This window comes from Kitasatospora sp. NPDC022785, assembly GCF_055561295.1.
In genome coordinates this window covers 237,353-250,721 of the sequence record NZ_JBVHHB010000010.1, presented here as the reverse complement: position 1 = coordinate 250,721, position 13,369 = coordinate 237,353, and the positions used below count along the sequence as shown (strand labels likewise).

11 protein-coding genes are annotated in these 13,369 nt (G+C 72.7%); 1 reads left to right on the top strand and 10 read right to left on the bottom strand.

Translation table 11 applies throughout. The annotated features are described in order from the left end of the window. Positions 1-27: 27 nt before the first annotated feature. Together ACZ3YO_RS19020 and ACZ3YO_RS19015 are read right to left on the bottom strand one after the other, a co-directional pair. Complete coding sequence (locus ACZ3YO_RS19020; protein WP_465570479.1) at positions 28-351, bottom strand: plasmid stabilization protein; 324 nt, start codon at positions 349-351, stop codon at positions 28-30. Next, the gene (locus ACZ3YO_RS19015; protein WP_465570477.1) at positions 351-1,439 is read right to left on the bottom strand and encodes an SDR family oxidoreductase; all 1,089 of its coding nucleotides are present in this window, start codon (positions 1,437-1,439) and stop codon (positions 351-353) included. The genes ACZ3YO_RS19020 and ACZ3YO_RS19015 overlap by 1 nt, the downstream gene beginning before the upstream one ends. 356 nt (positions 1,440-1,795) lie before the next feature. Between ACZ3YO_RS19015 and ACZ3YO_RS19010 the strand changes: the two genes are divergently transcribed. Continuing rightward, positions 1,796-2,467, top strand: a complete 672-nt coding sequence (locus ACZ3YO_RS19010; RefSeq protein WP_465570474.1) for an HAD family hydrolase — start codon at positions 1,796-1,798, stop codon at positions 2,465-2,467. A gap of 117 nt (positions 2,468-2,584) precedes the next feature. Here ACZ3YO_RS19010 and ACZ3YO_RS19005 read toward each other — a convergent pair whose 3' ends face one another. The 8 genes from ACZ3YO_RS19005 to ACZ3YO_RS18970 all read right to left on the bottom strand — a co-directional run bounded on the left by ACZ3YO_RS19005 (position 2,585) and on the right by ACZ3YO_RS18970 (position 13,002). Continuing rightward, complete coding sequence (locus tag ACZ3YO_RS19005; RefSeq protein WP_465570471.1) at positions 2,585-3,541, bottom strand: LLM class F420-dependent oxidoreductase; 957 nt, start codon at positions 3,539-3,541, stop codon at positions 2,585-2,587. 168 nt (positions 3,542-3,709) lie between these two features. Then, positions 3,710-4,105, bottom strand: a complete 396-nt coding sequence (locus ACZ3YO_RS19000; protein ID WP_465570468.1) for an SsgA family sporulation/cell division regulator — start codon at positions 4,103-4,105, stop codon at positions 3,710-3,712. A gap of 150 nt (positions 4,106-4,255) precedes the next feature. After that, on the bottom strand, positions 4,256-4,540 hold the full coding sequence (locus ACZ3YO_RS18995) for a hypothetical protein (protein WP_465570466.1): 285 nt from the start codon (positions 4,538-4,540) through the stop codon (positions 4,256-4,258). A gap of 88 nt (positions 4,541-4,628) precedes the next feature. Then, positions 4,629-6,392, bottom strand: coding sequence for a glycoside hydrolase family 15 protein (locus tag ACZ3YO_RS18990; protein WP_465570464.1), 1,764 nt, complete (start codon positions 6,390-6,392; stop codon positions 4,629-4,631). Positions 6,393-6,477: 85 nt separating this feature from the next. Continuing rightward, complete coding sequence (locus ACZ3YO_RS18985; protein ID WP_465570462.1) at positions 6,478-7,608, bottom strand: enolase C-terminal domain-like protein; 1,131 nt, start codon at positions 7,606-7,608, stop codon at positions 6,478-6,480. Further along, the gene (locus ACZ3YO_RS18980) at positions 7,605-8,141 is read right to left on the bottom strand and encodes a DUF1360 domain-containing protein (RefSeq protein WP_465570459.1); all 537 of its coding nucleotides are present in this window, start codon (positions 8,139-8,141) and stop codon (positions 7,605-7,607) included. Before ACZ3YO_RS18980 ends, ACZ3YO_RS18985 begins: the two co-directional genes overlap by 4 nt. Beyond that, the gene (locus tag ACZ3YO_RS18975) at positions 8,138-11,218 is read right to left on the bottom strand and encodes an FAD-binding and (Fe-S)-binding domain-containing protein (protein WP_465570549.1); all 3,081 of its coding nucleotides are present in this window, start codon (positions 11,216-11,218) and stop codon (positions 8,138-8,140) included. The genes ACZ3YO_RS18980 and ACZ3YO_RS18975 overlap by 4 nt, the downstream gene beginning before the upstream one ends. Continuing rightward, positions 11,215-13,002, bottom strand: coding sequence for a thiamine pyrophosphate-requiring protein (locus tag ACZ3YO_RS18970; RefSeq protein ID WP_465570457.1), 1,788 nt, complete (start codon positions 13,000-13,002; stop codon positions 11,215-11,217). Before ACZ3YO_RS18970 ends, ACZ3YO_RS18975 begins: the two co-directional genes overlap by 4 nt. Positions 13,003-13,369: the final 367 nt, after the last annotated feature.

The window sequence follows — 13,369 nt, the reverse complement described above, 5'->3', positions numbered from 1 at the left end:
CGCCCCTCCCGCCTTCAGCCGCACTGGCTAGTGGCCGAGGGCGTCGGCGAGCTGCTTCTTGTTCATCTTCGAGCGGCCGTGGATGTTGCGCTGCTTGGCCTCGTGGTACAGCTGCTCCTTCGTCGGGCCCTGGGAGCCGCTGTGGGAGCGCTGGCCTCCGCGCCGCGCGGAGGAGGTGTCCTTGACCGAGCTGCGGCTGGCGGTCTTCGACTCGCCGTGCCGGGCGCGTTCTTTGTTCACGGTCCGGGCGGCGATGTCCTCGGCCCGTTCTTTGGTCTCACCGCGCTCCAACGCGCTGTCCTTGATGTGCTCGTACTGGCGTTCCCGCTTCGGGCTCGATCCGCGTGGCATCACGCGCTCCTGGTCGATGTCGGCGTTCCGGTCCGCGGAAGGCGTCTGCCCCGCCACCTTGATGCGAAGCCGCACGGCCCCGGCGCCAAACCCACCCTCACCCGCCCGGCCGCCCGCCACAACCCCGCCGCCGCCGCGGCGAGGCCCTGGGCGGCCTGCTGCTGGACGCTGCAGCTACGGGCCTGGTCGTCGAAGCGCCCGTGCGCGCCGAAGTCCTGCCAGGAGTCGACCGGCTGGAAGAGGTTGTCCGGATCGTCGGCCCGCCGGCGTGCACCGCTCTGCTGCGAGTCGAAGCCCGTGCGAGCCAGGTAGCGGTCCAGCAGACCGGGGGCGATCGCGTTCGCCACCAGGGTGGCCACCGTGCTGGCGCCCACCCAGTACTCCCGCCGCCCGGGATGGTCGGCGGCGAACACCACCGCGCGCGCGGCGACCTCCGGCTGGTAGATCGGCGGCACCGGCTGGGCCCGCCGCGGCAGGCGGGAGCGGACCCAGTCGAACTGCGGGGTGTTGACCGCTGGCATCTGCACCATCGTGGTGCGCACGGCAGTGCCGGAGGCAAGCAGTTCACAGCGCAGAGCCTCGTGCCAGCCCTGGATGGCGTGCTTGGCGCCGCTGTAGGCGCTCTGTAACGGGATGCCACGGTAGGCGATCGCCGACCCGACGTGAACGATCGCGCCCTTGTTGCGGGGCAGCATCCGGGCCAGTGCCGCCCGGGTGGCGTACACGTAGCCCAGGTAGGAGACCTCGGTGACCCGGCGGAACTCCTCCGGCGTGATCTCGGTGAACGGCGCGAACACCGAGGCGAACGCGTCGTTGACCCACACATCGATCGGCCCGAGCTCGTCCTCGATGCGCTGCGCGGCCGCCTCGATCGCTTCGGGGTCGGCCACGTCCGCCTCGACGGCGACGGCCCTCGCCGCGCCCGCCGCCGAGGCCTCGCGCACTGCCGCCTCGAGGCCGGCCCGGCCGCGGGCAATCAGCGCGAGCCGGTCACCGCGGGCGGCGAAGGCGAGTGCGCTCGCCCGGCCGATTCCGCCGCTCGCTCCGGTGACCACCACGGTGCGCGGGGGGTGAGCTTGACGTGTCATGCCTTTCGGCTAACCCCGCTCCTGCGAAGGCAAACCTTCCCGCCCGTTCCCTCACCCGGTTCGGGTGCGCTATCGGACGAAGTCTGCGGACACCAGTTCCGGTGGACGAGGTAGACGACGCGCCGGGCCACCGAGACGGCGTGGGTCCGCAGGCTCTCCAGGAGGTACTGGAAGAAGGTCCTCGGCAGGCCGTCCATCAGAGTGGTCGGCCTCCAGCCGCCCCCGCTTCTCGTCGCTGCTCCGGCGTTCTCCACGCGATCCAGGGCCGCGCCGCGGGACGGTGGCCCCTCGCCACCGTGCGGCCGGGACCGGATCGCCGTAGCGTCAAGGACATCGGAAGGAAGGGGCGTGTGGTCATGGCGGGTGCAGCGCTGTTCGACGTGGACGGGACGCTGCTGGATACCGCCTACCTGCACACCATGGCCTGGGCCGAGGCCTTGGCACAGTTCGGGCACACTCCGGCGATGGCACGCATCCATGGCGCGATCGGCATGGGAGGCGACCAACTGCTTGACCACCTCCTGCCCGAGGACCGCGACTGGGGCCAGGACGCGGCGATCAACCAGGCGCACCAGGTGCTGTTCGCCCGCTACTGGCCCACCCTGCGGGCCTTCGACGGCGCAGCCGACCTGCTGCGCGACCTCGCCCGCCGCGGCTGGACGGTCGTGCTCGCCTCCTCCGCCTCCGCACGCGACCTTGCCGTCATGCGCCGAGTCCTGGACGCCGACGACGCCATCACCGCCGCCACCTGCGCCGACGACGTCGACGCCAGCAAACCGGCACCGGACCTGGTCCACGCCGCCCTCGCCGAGGCCGGCGTCGACAGCGACCGGGCCCTGTTCGTCGGCGACACCCTCTGGGACGTCCAGGCCGCAGCCGCGGCCCACGTGCCCTGCATCGCGGTGCTCTCCGGTGGCTTCGGCGAACGCGCCCTGCGGGCAGCAGGCGCCCTCGAGGTCCACGCCGACGTCGGCTTGCTGCGCGCCAGCCTCGACACCAGCGCCCTCGCCCACCCCGACCGGCCCTGACCGCGATCGAGCGGTCGCACACCGCTCCGCCGGCCGCCGCTGACGGACGGTGGCTGTGACGTGGGCACGGCCACCGTGCGGGTATCCCTGCCGGCTCAGGCCGCCGTGCTCCAGAGCTCAGCTGCGCAGTGCGGGCAAGACGTGGTGCCGGTAGGCGTCGAAGAAGGCTTCCTGGTCGGGCCCGATCTGGCCGACGTAGACCTCGTCGAAGCCCGCCTCGGCATAAGCCCGGGCGGTCTTCACGTGCTCGTCCACATCGTCGCCGCAGGTAACGGTGTCGGCGACCATCTCGCGCGTGACGAGTTCGCTAGCCTGCTCGAAGTGGGCCGGGGTGGGCAGGACCTGGGCGAGCTCGCCGGGCAGCAGCTCGGTCGGCCACAGCCGGTGGACGGTGTCGACGGCCTGGTCACGGTCCGGGCTCCAGCACACCTTGACCCCGCCGATCACGGGCTTGCCCCGGCCGCCCGCGCCATGGAATGCGCGGACGAGGTCCGTGTCGGGGCTCATGGTGACGAAGCCGTCCCCGATCCGCCCGGCGAGCTCGGCCGCGTTCGGCCCGAACCCGGACACGTAGATTGGGAGCGGCCCCGCCGGCGGAGTGTAGAGGCGGGCGTTGTCGACGGTGTAGTGCTGCCCGTGGAGGCTGACCATTCGGCCGGTGAACAGCTCCCGCATGACCTCGATCGCCTCTTCGAGCATGGCGGCGCGGTCCTCGAAGGAGGGCCACCGGTCGCCGTGGATGTGCTCGTTCAGCGCCTCGCCGGTCCCCACCCCGAGAATGAACCGCCCCTCCAGCAGGACGGATGAGGTGGCGGCGGCCTGCGCGGTGACCGCCGGATGCAGCCGCACCGTGGGGCAAGTGACGAGTGTCGTGACGGGTAGGTCGACGGCCTGGGAGAGGGCGCCGATCATCGACCAGACGAACGGGCTGTTGCCCTGGGCGTCGTTCCACGGGTGGAAGTGGTCGGAGATCGCCAGGCGGGTGAAGCCCGCCTGCTCGGCGAGCCGGGCCTGCTCCAGCAGCTCGGCGGGAGTGAACTCCTCGCAGGACAGGAAGTAGCCGTACTCGGTCATCGCGTCGCGCTCCCTCGCTCGTCCTCGGTGCGGGTCTGTGCCGCGGCTACCTCGCCGCCGCCTGGGGGACACCAGCCTCACCCACGCCGCCCCCGGGCCGTGCGGCGCCACCGCGCCGGTCATTGCGTCACCGCCCGCGCGGCCTAACGCCGGGCAGGGGCCGGCGGTTCAGGCCGTCAGGAACCGTGCGATACCGGCATCCCAGTCGATGTGCCGCCCCTCGCTGCCGAGCGGGACCAGGCGCAGCGTGGCGGTGAGGAAGTTCGCCAGGGGCTGGGTCGGGGTGTGCAGCAGTGCCACGCCGCTCCGGCCGTCCAGCGCGATCACCGTCTCTCCGTTCCCGGCGGGCGCGACGTGAACGTCACCGTCGCCGACCGGGCTCTCCAGGCCGGCCAGCAGCAGGTCCCGGGACAACAGCCAGCGGGCCTGGCCGGCGGAGTCGTCGAAGTCCATGGCGACGGCATACGGGTCGGCGGCGCTGTAGCGGCAGGTGGTGGGCACGTGCCGGCACTGGGTGGGGCTGGTGATCAGCCGCAGCGGCAACTGGGCGGTGGCTTCCTGCATAGGTGCTGCCTCCTGTACGGGTCGTGGAGCGGGCGAGATGCCGGGCCTTCGCCTGCCCCGCCCCGGCAGGTCAACTCCCTGTCGGGGGAGCCGGATTGTGAGGAGGTTCATTCACTGTGTCCGTCGCGCACCGGTGGTGGGGTCATCGGGTCAACGAGACGGCTCATCGCCGCTTGCGGCCGCCGGTGGGGATCCGGAGCTGAGGACGCGGCCGGCGGCGGCTCCCGCATCCAGGGTGAAGCCCACCCCGACCAGCCAGGACTGGACGACCAGCACGGCGCCCACCGCCCCGTAGGACAGGGCATTGGCGACGGCCAGGGGTGCGAACACGAGCCGGGAGAACAGTCGGCACCTGCGCCACGCCGCGACCGCGACCATCGGCGCCGCCGGTGCGTGGATGGGGGCGTGGTGCGTGTACGCGCCGCTCCTGGACATCGCAGGGCCTCCCGGCATCGTCCCCCGCAGTGGACCACCGAGCGGCTGGCCGGATTCGCCCGGTCGGACACCCGACCGCCGCCGACGATCAGCGGCTGCCCGCGAGGCGGTGGGCGGTCTCCAGCAGCAGGGCGTGGACGAAGGCCTGGGGCAGGTTGCCTCGCAGCTGGCGCTGGGCGACGTCGAACTCCTCCGCGTACAGGCCCGGCGGCCCGCAGGCGGCGCGGTTGCGTTCGAACCAGCGCAACGCCTCCCGTGTGTTGCCCTGCTGGTGGTGGGCGAGGGCGACCAAGAACCCGCACAGCAGGAACGCGCCCTCCGCGTCCTGAAGAGGCCGCTCGTCGTGGCGGAAGCGGTAGCAGTAGTGGTCCTCGCACAGGTCGGCCAGGACGGCGCCCAGGGTGGCGCGGGTGCGCGGATCGTCGGCGGGGATCGCGCCGCGCAGCGCGGGCAGGAGCAGGGCGGCGTCCACGCCGGCTTCCGAGGGGGAGCGCTGCCAGCGACCGGTGGGGTGCAGGCAGTCGCGGTCGGCCTCGGCGACGATCCGGTCGGCCAAGGCCTCCCAGGCGGCGGCGAGGCCACGTCCGGCCACTGGATGGGCTCCGGCCAGGGCACGCAGGCCGGCCGCGCAGGTCAGCCGGCTGTGCGTCCAGCGGTCAGGATGGAGTTCCCAGATCCCGGCGTCCTCCTCGCCGTGGCGGGCGGCGATCGCGTCGGCGGCCGCCTGGGCGGCGCGCCAGCCGTCGATATCGAGCCGGCCCCGGCGGGCGGCGGCGGCGAGCAGCAGCAGGCTCTCGCCGAAGCCGTCGAGCTGAAACTGGCGGTTGACCCGGTTGCCGACGACGTCAAAGCCGCCCGGGTAACCGGGCAGGTCGAGGGTGCGCGGGTCCGGCACGGGGCCGCCGTCGGCGGTGTAGGCGGGGGCCAGGCGCGAGCCGTGCTCGAGCAGGCGGGCGGTGACGAACCGCACCGAGTCGTCCAGCAGTGCCTCGCAGTCGGCGGCGGCCGCGGCCTGGCCGATGTAGGCCTGGTCGCGGATCCACACGTACCGGTAGTCGTAGTTGCGGCCCTGCTCCGCGCGCTCCGGCAGGCTCGTGGTCGCCGCGGCGACGGCACCGCCACTAGGGCCGGTCATGCCGCGCAACACCGCGTATGCGTGCCGGGCGTCGCGCCGGCCCAGCACCCTGCCCATCTCGGGTACGTGCTCGGCCCACGCCGCCTGCGTCGCCCGCCACAGCCGCTCAGGCTCCTCCGGCCGGCCCAGCGGCCGGTCGGCGATCTCAAGGACGAGGTCGTGCCGCTGACCGGCCTCCAGGCGCAGCCTGGCCGTGAGGACCGGGCGGTCTGCGCCCTTGTCGGCCCTGGCATCAGCCAGGCCGGTCAGCCGCAGGTGCAGGCCACCGGCCCGCGCGGTCCAGTACCCGTTCTCCTCGTGGGTTACCTTCCGCAGCCGGTGCTCGCCGAATCCGGCGGCCACCTGGAGGTTCACCGTCACCTCGGCGGGGCCGTCCACAGCGACGAGCCGGCGCAGCAGGACGGCACGGTGCACCTGGCCGGGGTAGGCGAGGGCCTCGCGGCATTCGACGATCCCGCCGGTGGTGACCCAGCGGCTGCGCCAGATCAAGGTGCTGTCCTCGTAGTAACCACCCCACACGTAACTACCGGTGGGGGTGACGGTGTACCAGCCGGGGCCGCCGACGAGGGCGGCGAAGACGGCGTTGCTGTCCCAGCGCGGTGCGCACATCCACACGATGTCGCCGCGCGGGCCCACGAGGGCGCCGCGGTGGCCGTCGGCGAGCAGGGCGTAGTCGCGCAGCGCGTGCGGGGCCGGTGCGTCGGTGTTCTTCGGCACTCGGGGTCTGTCCCTCCTGTCCGGGGCGGGGGTGGCGGCTTGACGGCGGCGCCCCGGGCAGGCGCCGGCCGGAACGAGCAGGCGGCTACGGGTGGCCCGCGGAGGCGCTGGTGGTGGTGTGGCGCTCGAGGATGTCGGCGCGTGGCGCAAGTCCCAGGCCCGGGGCGCCGTCCCGGCCGGGGTGAAGCTCGCCGCCGACGGGGTCGAGGGTGCCGTCGAAGAGGAGGTTCTCGATGCGGACGTGATCGTGGAACCACTCCAGATGGCGCAGGTTCGCCGCGGCGGCCGCGGCGTGGGCGTGGACGTGCGGGGCGCAGTGACCGGACAGCTCCAGCCCATGGCCTTGGGCCAGCGCGGCGGCGCGCAGCCAGACGGTGATGCCGCCGCAGCGGGTTGAGTCCGCCTGCAGGCAGTCCACGACCGGCGCCATCGCGGCGAAGTAGGGCAGGGTGAAGCCGTACTCGCCGGCCGCGAGGTCCGCCGCGGTGGCCGCCCGGACCCGGGCCAGGCCCGGAAGGTCGTCGGAGGAGACCGGCTCCTCGAACCAGCGAACGTCGTACTCCTCGAAGCGCCGGGCCACACGGATCGCCTGCTTGACGCTGTAGGCGCCGTTGGCGTCCACATAGAGTTCCGCGCCGGGCCCGATGATCTCGCGCGCCTGCCGGATGCGGGCCAGGTCCCGGCGTTCCCGGGTGCCCCACGCCTCACCGATCTTGATCTTGACACGGGGGATCGCCTGCTCCTCGGTCCAGCCTCGCAGCTGCGACTCGAGCTGCTGCTCGCCGTAGGTGGTGAAGCCGCCGCTGCCGTAGACCGGCACGCTGCCGCGGGCGCGCCCGAGCAGGTCGGCGAGCGGCAGGCCGAGCAGGCGCGCTTTGAGGTCCCACAGGGCGATGTCGACGGCGGACAGGGCGTAGCCGCCGATGCCGGGACGCCCGGTGTTGCGCAGCGCCCGGTGCATGGCCTCGTTGGCGGCGGGCACGTCGAAGGCGCCGCGGCCGATGACGTGCTCGGCGAGCACGCCGGTGATCACGTCCGCGCAGGCTGCGGCGCCGTAGGTCCAGCCGTAGCCGCCGGTGCTGCCGGAGTCGACCCTGACGAGGACCATGGTGGTGCTGGTCCACGCGGCGGTGCCGTCGGCCTCCGCGGCGTCGGTGGGGAAGTCGAGGACCCACACGCGCAGGCCGTCGACGGTCAGCGTCGTCGGGGTGCTCACGAGGCTTCGCCGGCCGCGCGTTGGAGGGCGGCCCGGGCGAACTGCAGGAGGTCGGCCACTGCCAGCGCGGACAGGGTGGCGGTGGCCAGGCGCGTGGCGCGCGGCGCGAAGAGGCTCCCGGTGGTGATGCCGGTGGCGATCCACAGGCTCGTGCAGAACGGGCAGCTGAGCAGTTCGCCGATCGCTTTGCGGGCGCCGGTGCCGCGCACCTCCTCCTGCAGCTCGGCCGGACCGGAGGTGCCTTCGAAGCGGGTGAACGGCGCGCGCAGCGGGCTGGTGACCGGGTCCTTGGCGATCAGGCGGCCGAGGTGATGGGTCGCCAGGGCAGCGAGGGTGACGTCCCACGGGTTCGGGTCCGGCAGTTCGCGGCCGGTGGCCCGGGCGGTGAAGGACACGCCCGCGACCGTGGCGGCGTAGGCGCCCATCAGGCCGGTGTAGGCGGCCAGCGGGCGGTCGGCATCCCCGGCATAGGCATGTGCCTGGCGGTGCAGCCACTCGCGCAGCGAGCCCCGAAGGGCGGTGGGTGACTTCACGACATCCTCCTCACACGGTGGCGGGCGGCCAGAACAGCCCCCGCGGCCAGGCCAGCCAGCGCGCCGGCGGCCCCGGCGGCCAGCAGCCGAGCGGCCGCGGGGCGGGGCCGCGGGCGGGCGACCGCTTTCTCAGGGTGGTCGGCGGGCGCCGGACCGTCGAGCGCCAGGGCGAGGGCTTCTGCCAGGTGCACGGCTCGGCGGCCGGTGCCGGCCTGGTCGATCTGGGTACGGCAGCTGAAGCCGTCCGCCACGACGAAGGCGCTTGGTGCGGTGTCGCGGACGGCGGGCAGGACGCCCTGCTCGGCGATCGCCTGCGACAGGTCGTAATGCCCTTGCTCGAAGCCGAAGTTGCCAGCCAGTCCGCAGCAGCCCTCATCCAGCACATTGGCGTCGATGTCGGCCCGGCGCATCAGCTCGCTGTCGGGGTCGGCGCCGAGCACGGCGTGCTGGTGGCAGTGCGTCTGCACGGTCGCCGCCCGGCCGACCTGCGGCGGCTTCCAGCCGTCGTGGGTGTGGCCTGCGAGCTGCTCGGCGAACGTGCGCACCTGCGCGGCGAGGCGCACGATGTCCTGGTCCCCGGCGAGTAGGTCGGGGGCGTCGGCGCGGAACACGGCCGCGCAGGAGGGCTCCAGCACGATGATCGGCGTGCCGGCCTCCAGCCACGGCCTCAGGACCTGGGTGGTGCGCTTCAGGACCCGGCGCGCGGTGGCAAGTTGACCGGTGGAGATCCACGTCAGGCCGCAGCAGACCGGCCCCTCGGGAACGGCGACCTGGAAGCCGGCGTCCTCCAGGACCTTCACCGCCGCCCGAGCGATGTGGGGGTGGAAGTGGTTGGTAAACGTGTCCGGCCACAGCACCACGGTGCGCTGATCACTTGGATCCGGCTGCGGCCGGCCGGCCCGGTGCCAGGCGTCCTGGAAGGCCTCGGCCGCGAACAGCGGTGCGTGCCGTCGCGGGTCGATGCCAGCGGCCAGCTTGCCGAGGCGCGCAAGGCCGGGGGCGTGCAGAGCGGCGTTGGCCAGCCCGGGCGCGGTGCGGGCGAGCCGAGTCCACAGCGGGAGCCAGCCCATGGCGTAGTGGGCGGCCGGGCGCACCCGGCCCTGGTAGTGGTGGGCGAGGAACTCGGCCTTGTACGTGGCCATGTCGACACCGACCGGGCAGTCGGACTTGCAGCCCTTACAGGCCAGACACAGGTCGAGGGCGTCGCGGACCTCGGTGGCACGCCACCCGTCGGTGACCGGCGAGTCCTGGTGGCCGCCGAGCATCTCGAACAACAGCCGGGCCCGGCCCCGGGTGGAGTGCTCCTCCTCCTGCGTTGCCCGGTAGGAGGGGCACATCACCCCGCCCTGGCGGGTGCGGCAGTTGCCGATGCCAACGCACCGCATCACGGCCTGGCCGAAATCGCCGCTGTCGTCAGCGTAGGCGAAGTGCGTGTCACGGTGCGGCTCGGGTCGCCAGTCGGCGCCCAGGCGCAGGTTCTCGTCGACCCGGTGCGGGTGGATGACCTTGCCCGGGTTCATCCGGTTCCCGGGGTCGAACAGCGCCTTGACCTCACCCATCGCGTCGACCAGCACCTGGCCGAACATGCGCGGCAGGAGCTCGCCGCGGGCCTGCCCGTCGCCGTGCTCCCCGGAGAGCGACCCGCCGTATGAGGCGACCAGGTCGGCCGCGTCGCACAGGAACGCCCGGAATGCCTCGACGCCCTTGCCCTCCCGCATCTCGAACGGGATCCGGGTGTGCACGCAGCCCTGTCCGAAGTGCCCGTAGAGGGAGGCCTGCTGGTAGCCGTACCGGTCGAAGAGTTGCTCCAGGTCGCGCAGGTAGTCGCCCAGCTTCTCCGGGGCGACCGCGGAGTCCTCCCAGCCCTCCCAGGTCTCGGAGCCGTCAGGCGGCCGGGCGGTCACCCCGAGGCCCGCCTCGCGGGCCTTGAGCATCTCCTGCTCGCGGGCCGGATCGTCGGACAGCGCCACCGACGGATCGCTCGCGGTGCGGCCGAGGGACCGCAGCAGCTCGTACGCCTGGGCGTCCGCCTGCTCCTGGGTGTCTGCGGTGAACTGGAGGAGCAGCCAGCTGTCGCCCTCGGGCAGCTTCTCGAGCGAGTCGAGGTAGGCGTGTTCCTCGCGCATCAGCTGCGCCATGCGTCCGTCGATGGCCTCCAACTGGGCGGGGTGGCTGTGTTCGAGCAGGCCGGGGACGGCGTCGGCCGCATGGTAGATGTCGTCGAAGCCCAGCACCAGCAGCGCCTCCGCAGGAGGCACCTCCACCAGCTGCAGCTCTGCGCGCAGCACGGTGACCAGGGTTCCCTCGCTGCCGACCAGCGCCCGGGCCACGTCGAAGCCGTTCTCCGGCAGCAGGGAATCGAGGTTGTAGCCCGAGACGCGGCGGGGGATCTTCGGGTAGCCGCGGCGGATCTCGGCCAGGTGCCGGCCGGCGATGTTCTTCAGGCCACGGTAGAGGTGTGCCTGCGGCCCGCCCGCGGTGACGATCCGCTGGTACTCGTCGTCGCTGGTGGGGCCGGCCCAGAAGCGGGTCCCTTCGTAGGTGAGGACCTCCAGCCGTGCGATGTTGTCGGCGGTCTTTCCGTAGGCCTGGGCGGAGGCGCCACAGCTGTTGTTGCCGATCATGCCGCCTAGCGCGCAGTGCGTGTGGGTGGACGGCTTGGGCCCGAACTTCAGCCCGTGCTCGGCAAGCTGACGGTTCAGGTCGTCCAGGACGATGCCCGGCTCCACGATGCAGGTCCGCGCCTGCGGGTCCACCGAGACGAGCCGGTAGCAGTACTTCGTCCAGTCGATGACCACGGCGGTGTTGGTGCATTGCCCGCCCAGGCTGGTGCCGCCGCCCCGGGAGAGCACTGGCGCGGCGAACCGCGCGCACACCGCGACCGCGGCTGCCCCGGCCTCGACCGTGCGGGGCACCACTACGCCGAGCGGCACCTGCCGGTAGTTGGAGCCGTCGGTCGCGTACGCGCCACGGCTGCCCGAATCGAAGCGGACCTCACCGTCCACCTCGTCCCTCAGGGCCCGCTCCAGGGCAGCGAGGTCCAGATCCTCGCCCGTGTGTTCGCTGGTCACGGTCAGTTCCCACCGCTGCCGGGGAGGAACTCCTGGACCTTCGCCTTCACCCCTTGCCGGATGACGGACCCGCGGTCGCTGTCGCCGTGCAGCACTGCGGCCGCGGCGGCCTTGATCTGGTCCCAGGTCGCGTGTGGCGGGATCGGCGGCACCGCCGGGTCGGTGCGGAAGTCGATCACGAACGGCCGGTCCGCGGCCAGCGCCCGGCTCCACGCCGGGACCACGTCCTCGGGCCGTTCCACCCGCACCCCGTCCAGGCCGAACGACCGGGCGACGTCGGCGTACGGGACATCGGGAAGGCTCTGCGAGGGCTCAAACTGCGGGGCGCCCTGCATAGCGCGCATCTCCCACGTGACCTGGTTCAGGTCGTGGTTGTTCAGCACCGCCACCACCAGCCGCGGGTCCGTCCACTCGCGGTAGTACTTGGCGGCGGTGATCAGCTCCGCGAGGCCGTTCATCTGCATCGCGCCGTCGCCGACGATCGCGATCGCGGGCCGGTCGGGGTGGGCGAACTTCGCGCCGATCACGTACGGCACCCCGGGCCCCATCGTGGCCAGCGTGCCCGACAGGGAGCCGCGCATGGTGCCGCGCATTCGCAGGTGGCGGGCGTACCAGTTCGCCGCCGACCCGGAGTCGGCGGCGATGATGGCGTCCTCGGGCAGCAGGGCGTCCAGGGCGTGGACGACGTACTCGGGATTGATCGGCTCCGCGGTGACCTCGGCGCGGCGCTGCATCACCTCCCACCAGCGGGCGGTATTCTCCTCGATCGCCTTGCGCCAGGTTCCGTCGGCCTTGTGCTCCAGCAGCGGGATCAGGCGGCGCAGGGTCTGGGCCGCGTCGCCGACGATGTTCGCTTCGAAGGGGTAGCGCAGGCCGATCATGGATGGGTCTAGGTCGATCTGCACCGCGCGGGCCTGTCCGAAGTCGGGCAGGAAATTGCTGTAAGGGAAGCTGGAGCCGACCACGAGCAGGGTGTCGCAGTCGCGCATCAGCTCGTAGGAGGGCCTGGTACCGAGCAGGCCGATCGAGCCGGTGACGTACGGCAGTGTGTCCGGCAGGGCGTCCTTGCCGAGCAGCGCCTTCGCGACACCGGCGCCCAGCAGCTCGGCGACCTGCTCGACCTCCGGGCGGGCATGGCGGGCGCCCTGCCCGATCAGCATCGCGACCTTCTCGCCCGTGTTGAGGATCTCCGCCGCCCGCCCGAGGTCCTCGTCGGTGGGGACGGGCGCGTAGTGGGGGATACCGAGGCTGGAGGGGACCTGTTTGAAGGCGTGCGCGGGCGGCTCGTAGTCGAGCTCCTGCACGTCCGCGGGGATGATCAGTGCGGCAACCGTGCGGCGCGTGGTGGCGATCCGCATGGCCCGGTCAAGGACGTTCGGCAGCTGCTCGGGGACGGTGACCGTCTCGCAGTACTCGGACGCCACGTCCTTGTACAGGGACTGGAGGTCGACTTCCTGCTGGTAGGAGCCACCCATCGCGGTGCGGTCGGTCTGGCCGACGATCGCGACGACCGGGATGTGGTCGAGCTTCGCGTCGTACAGGCCGTTTAGCAGGTGGATCGCCCCGGGGCCAGAGGTGGCGGCGCACACGCCGGTGCGGCCGGCGAACTTCGCATAGCCGACCGCCTCGAAGGCGGCCATCTCCTCGTGCCGGGCCTGGATGAAGCGGGGCTGGTCCTCGGCGCGGCCCCAGGCGGCGAGCAGACCGTTGATGCCGTCGCCGGGGTAGGCGAAGACGTACTCGACCTCCCACGCGCGAAGCCGCTGCAACAGGTAGTCGGCAACCTTCATCGTCTGTTCCTCCTGGTCCCGGTGCTGGCCGTCGGGCGGGACGGGGTGCGCCCGCTGCACGCTCGGCTAACCGCCGGTGGCGGGCCCGAAACCCGCTTGTCGGCGATTTTCGGGTGGAATGGGTGGGTTCGTGAGTCGTGGCGGCAGTATGGCGAAGGCTCGCCCCGCCTGCGGGCAGGCGTGCCCGAATAGGTGGGAGCGGTAACCCGCCCAGGGGCACGCGGCGGACGGTGCCGTCGCCGGGCCTGCCGGGAACGAGCCCTCCGAAGGCCTGCTGCACTGGTCCCCGGCACGTCACCCAGCCGCCGTCCGGCGTGCCCGGACGCAGCGCAGCAATTCCTCGCCGTAGCGCAGCGCGACGCACGCG

Bases quoted from the DNA above. Each gene is read 5' to 3' on its own strand.
- ACZ3YO_RS19020 (WP_465570479.1), bottom strand. From the start codon at position 351: ATGCCACGCGGATCGAGCCCGAAGCGGGAACGCCAGTACGAGCACATC.
- ACZ3YO_RS19015 (WP_465570477.1), bottom strand. From the start codon at position 1,439: ATGACACGTCAAGCTCACCCCCCGCGCACCGTGGTGGTCACCGGAGCG.
- ACZ3YO_RS19010 (WP_465570474.1), top strand. From the start codon at position 1,796: ATGGCGGGTGCAGCGCTGTTCGACGTGGACGGGACGCTGCTGGATACC.
- ACZ3YO_RS19005 (WP_465570471.1), bottom strand. From the start codon at position 3,541: ATGACCGAGTACGGCTACTTCCTGTCCTGCGAGGAGTTCACTCCCGCC.
- ACZ3YO_RS19000 (WP_465570468.1), bottom strand. From the start codon at position 4,105: ATGCAGGAAGCCACCGCCCAGTTGCCGCTGCGGCTGATCACCAGCCCC.
- ACZ3YO_RS18995 (WP_465570466.1), bottom strand. From the start codon at position 4,540: ATGTCCAGGAGCGGCGCGTACACGCACCACGCCCCCATCCACGCACCG.
- ACZ3YO_RS18970 (WP_465570457.1), bottom strand. From the start codon at position 13,002: ATGAAGGTTGCCGACTACCTGTTGCAGCGGCTTCGCGCGTGGGAGGTC.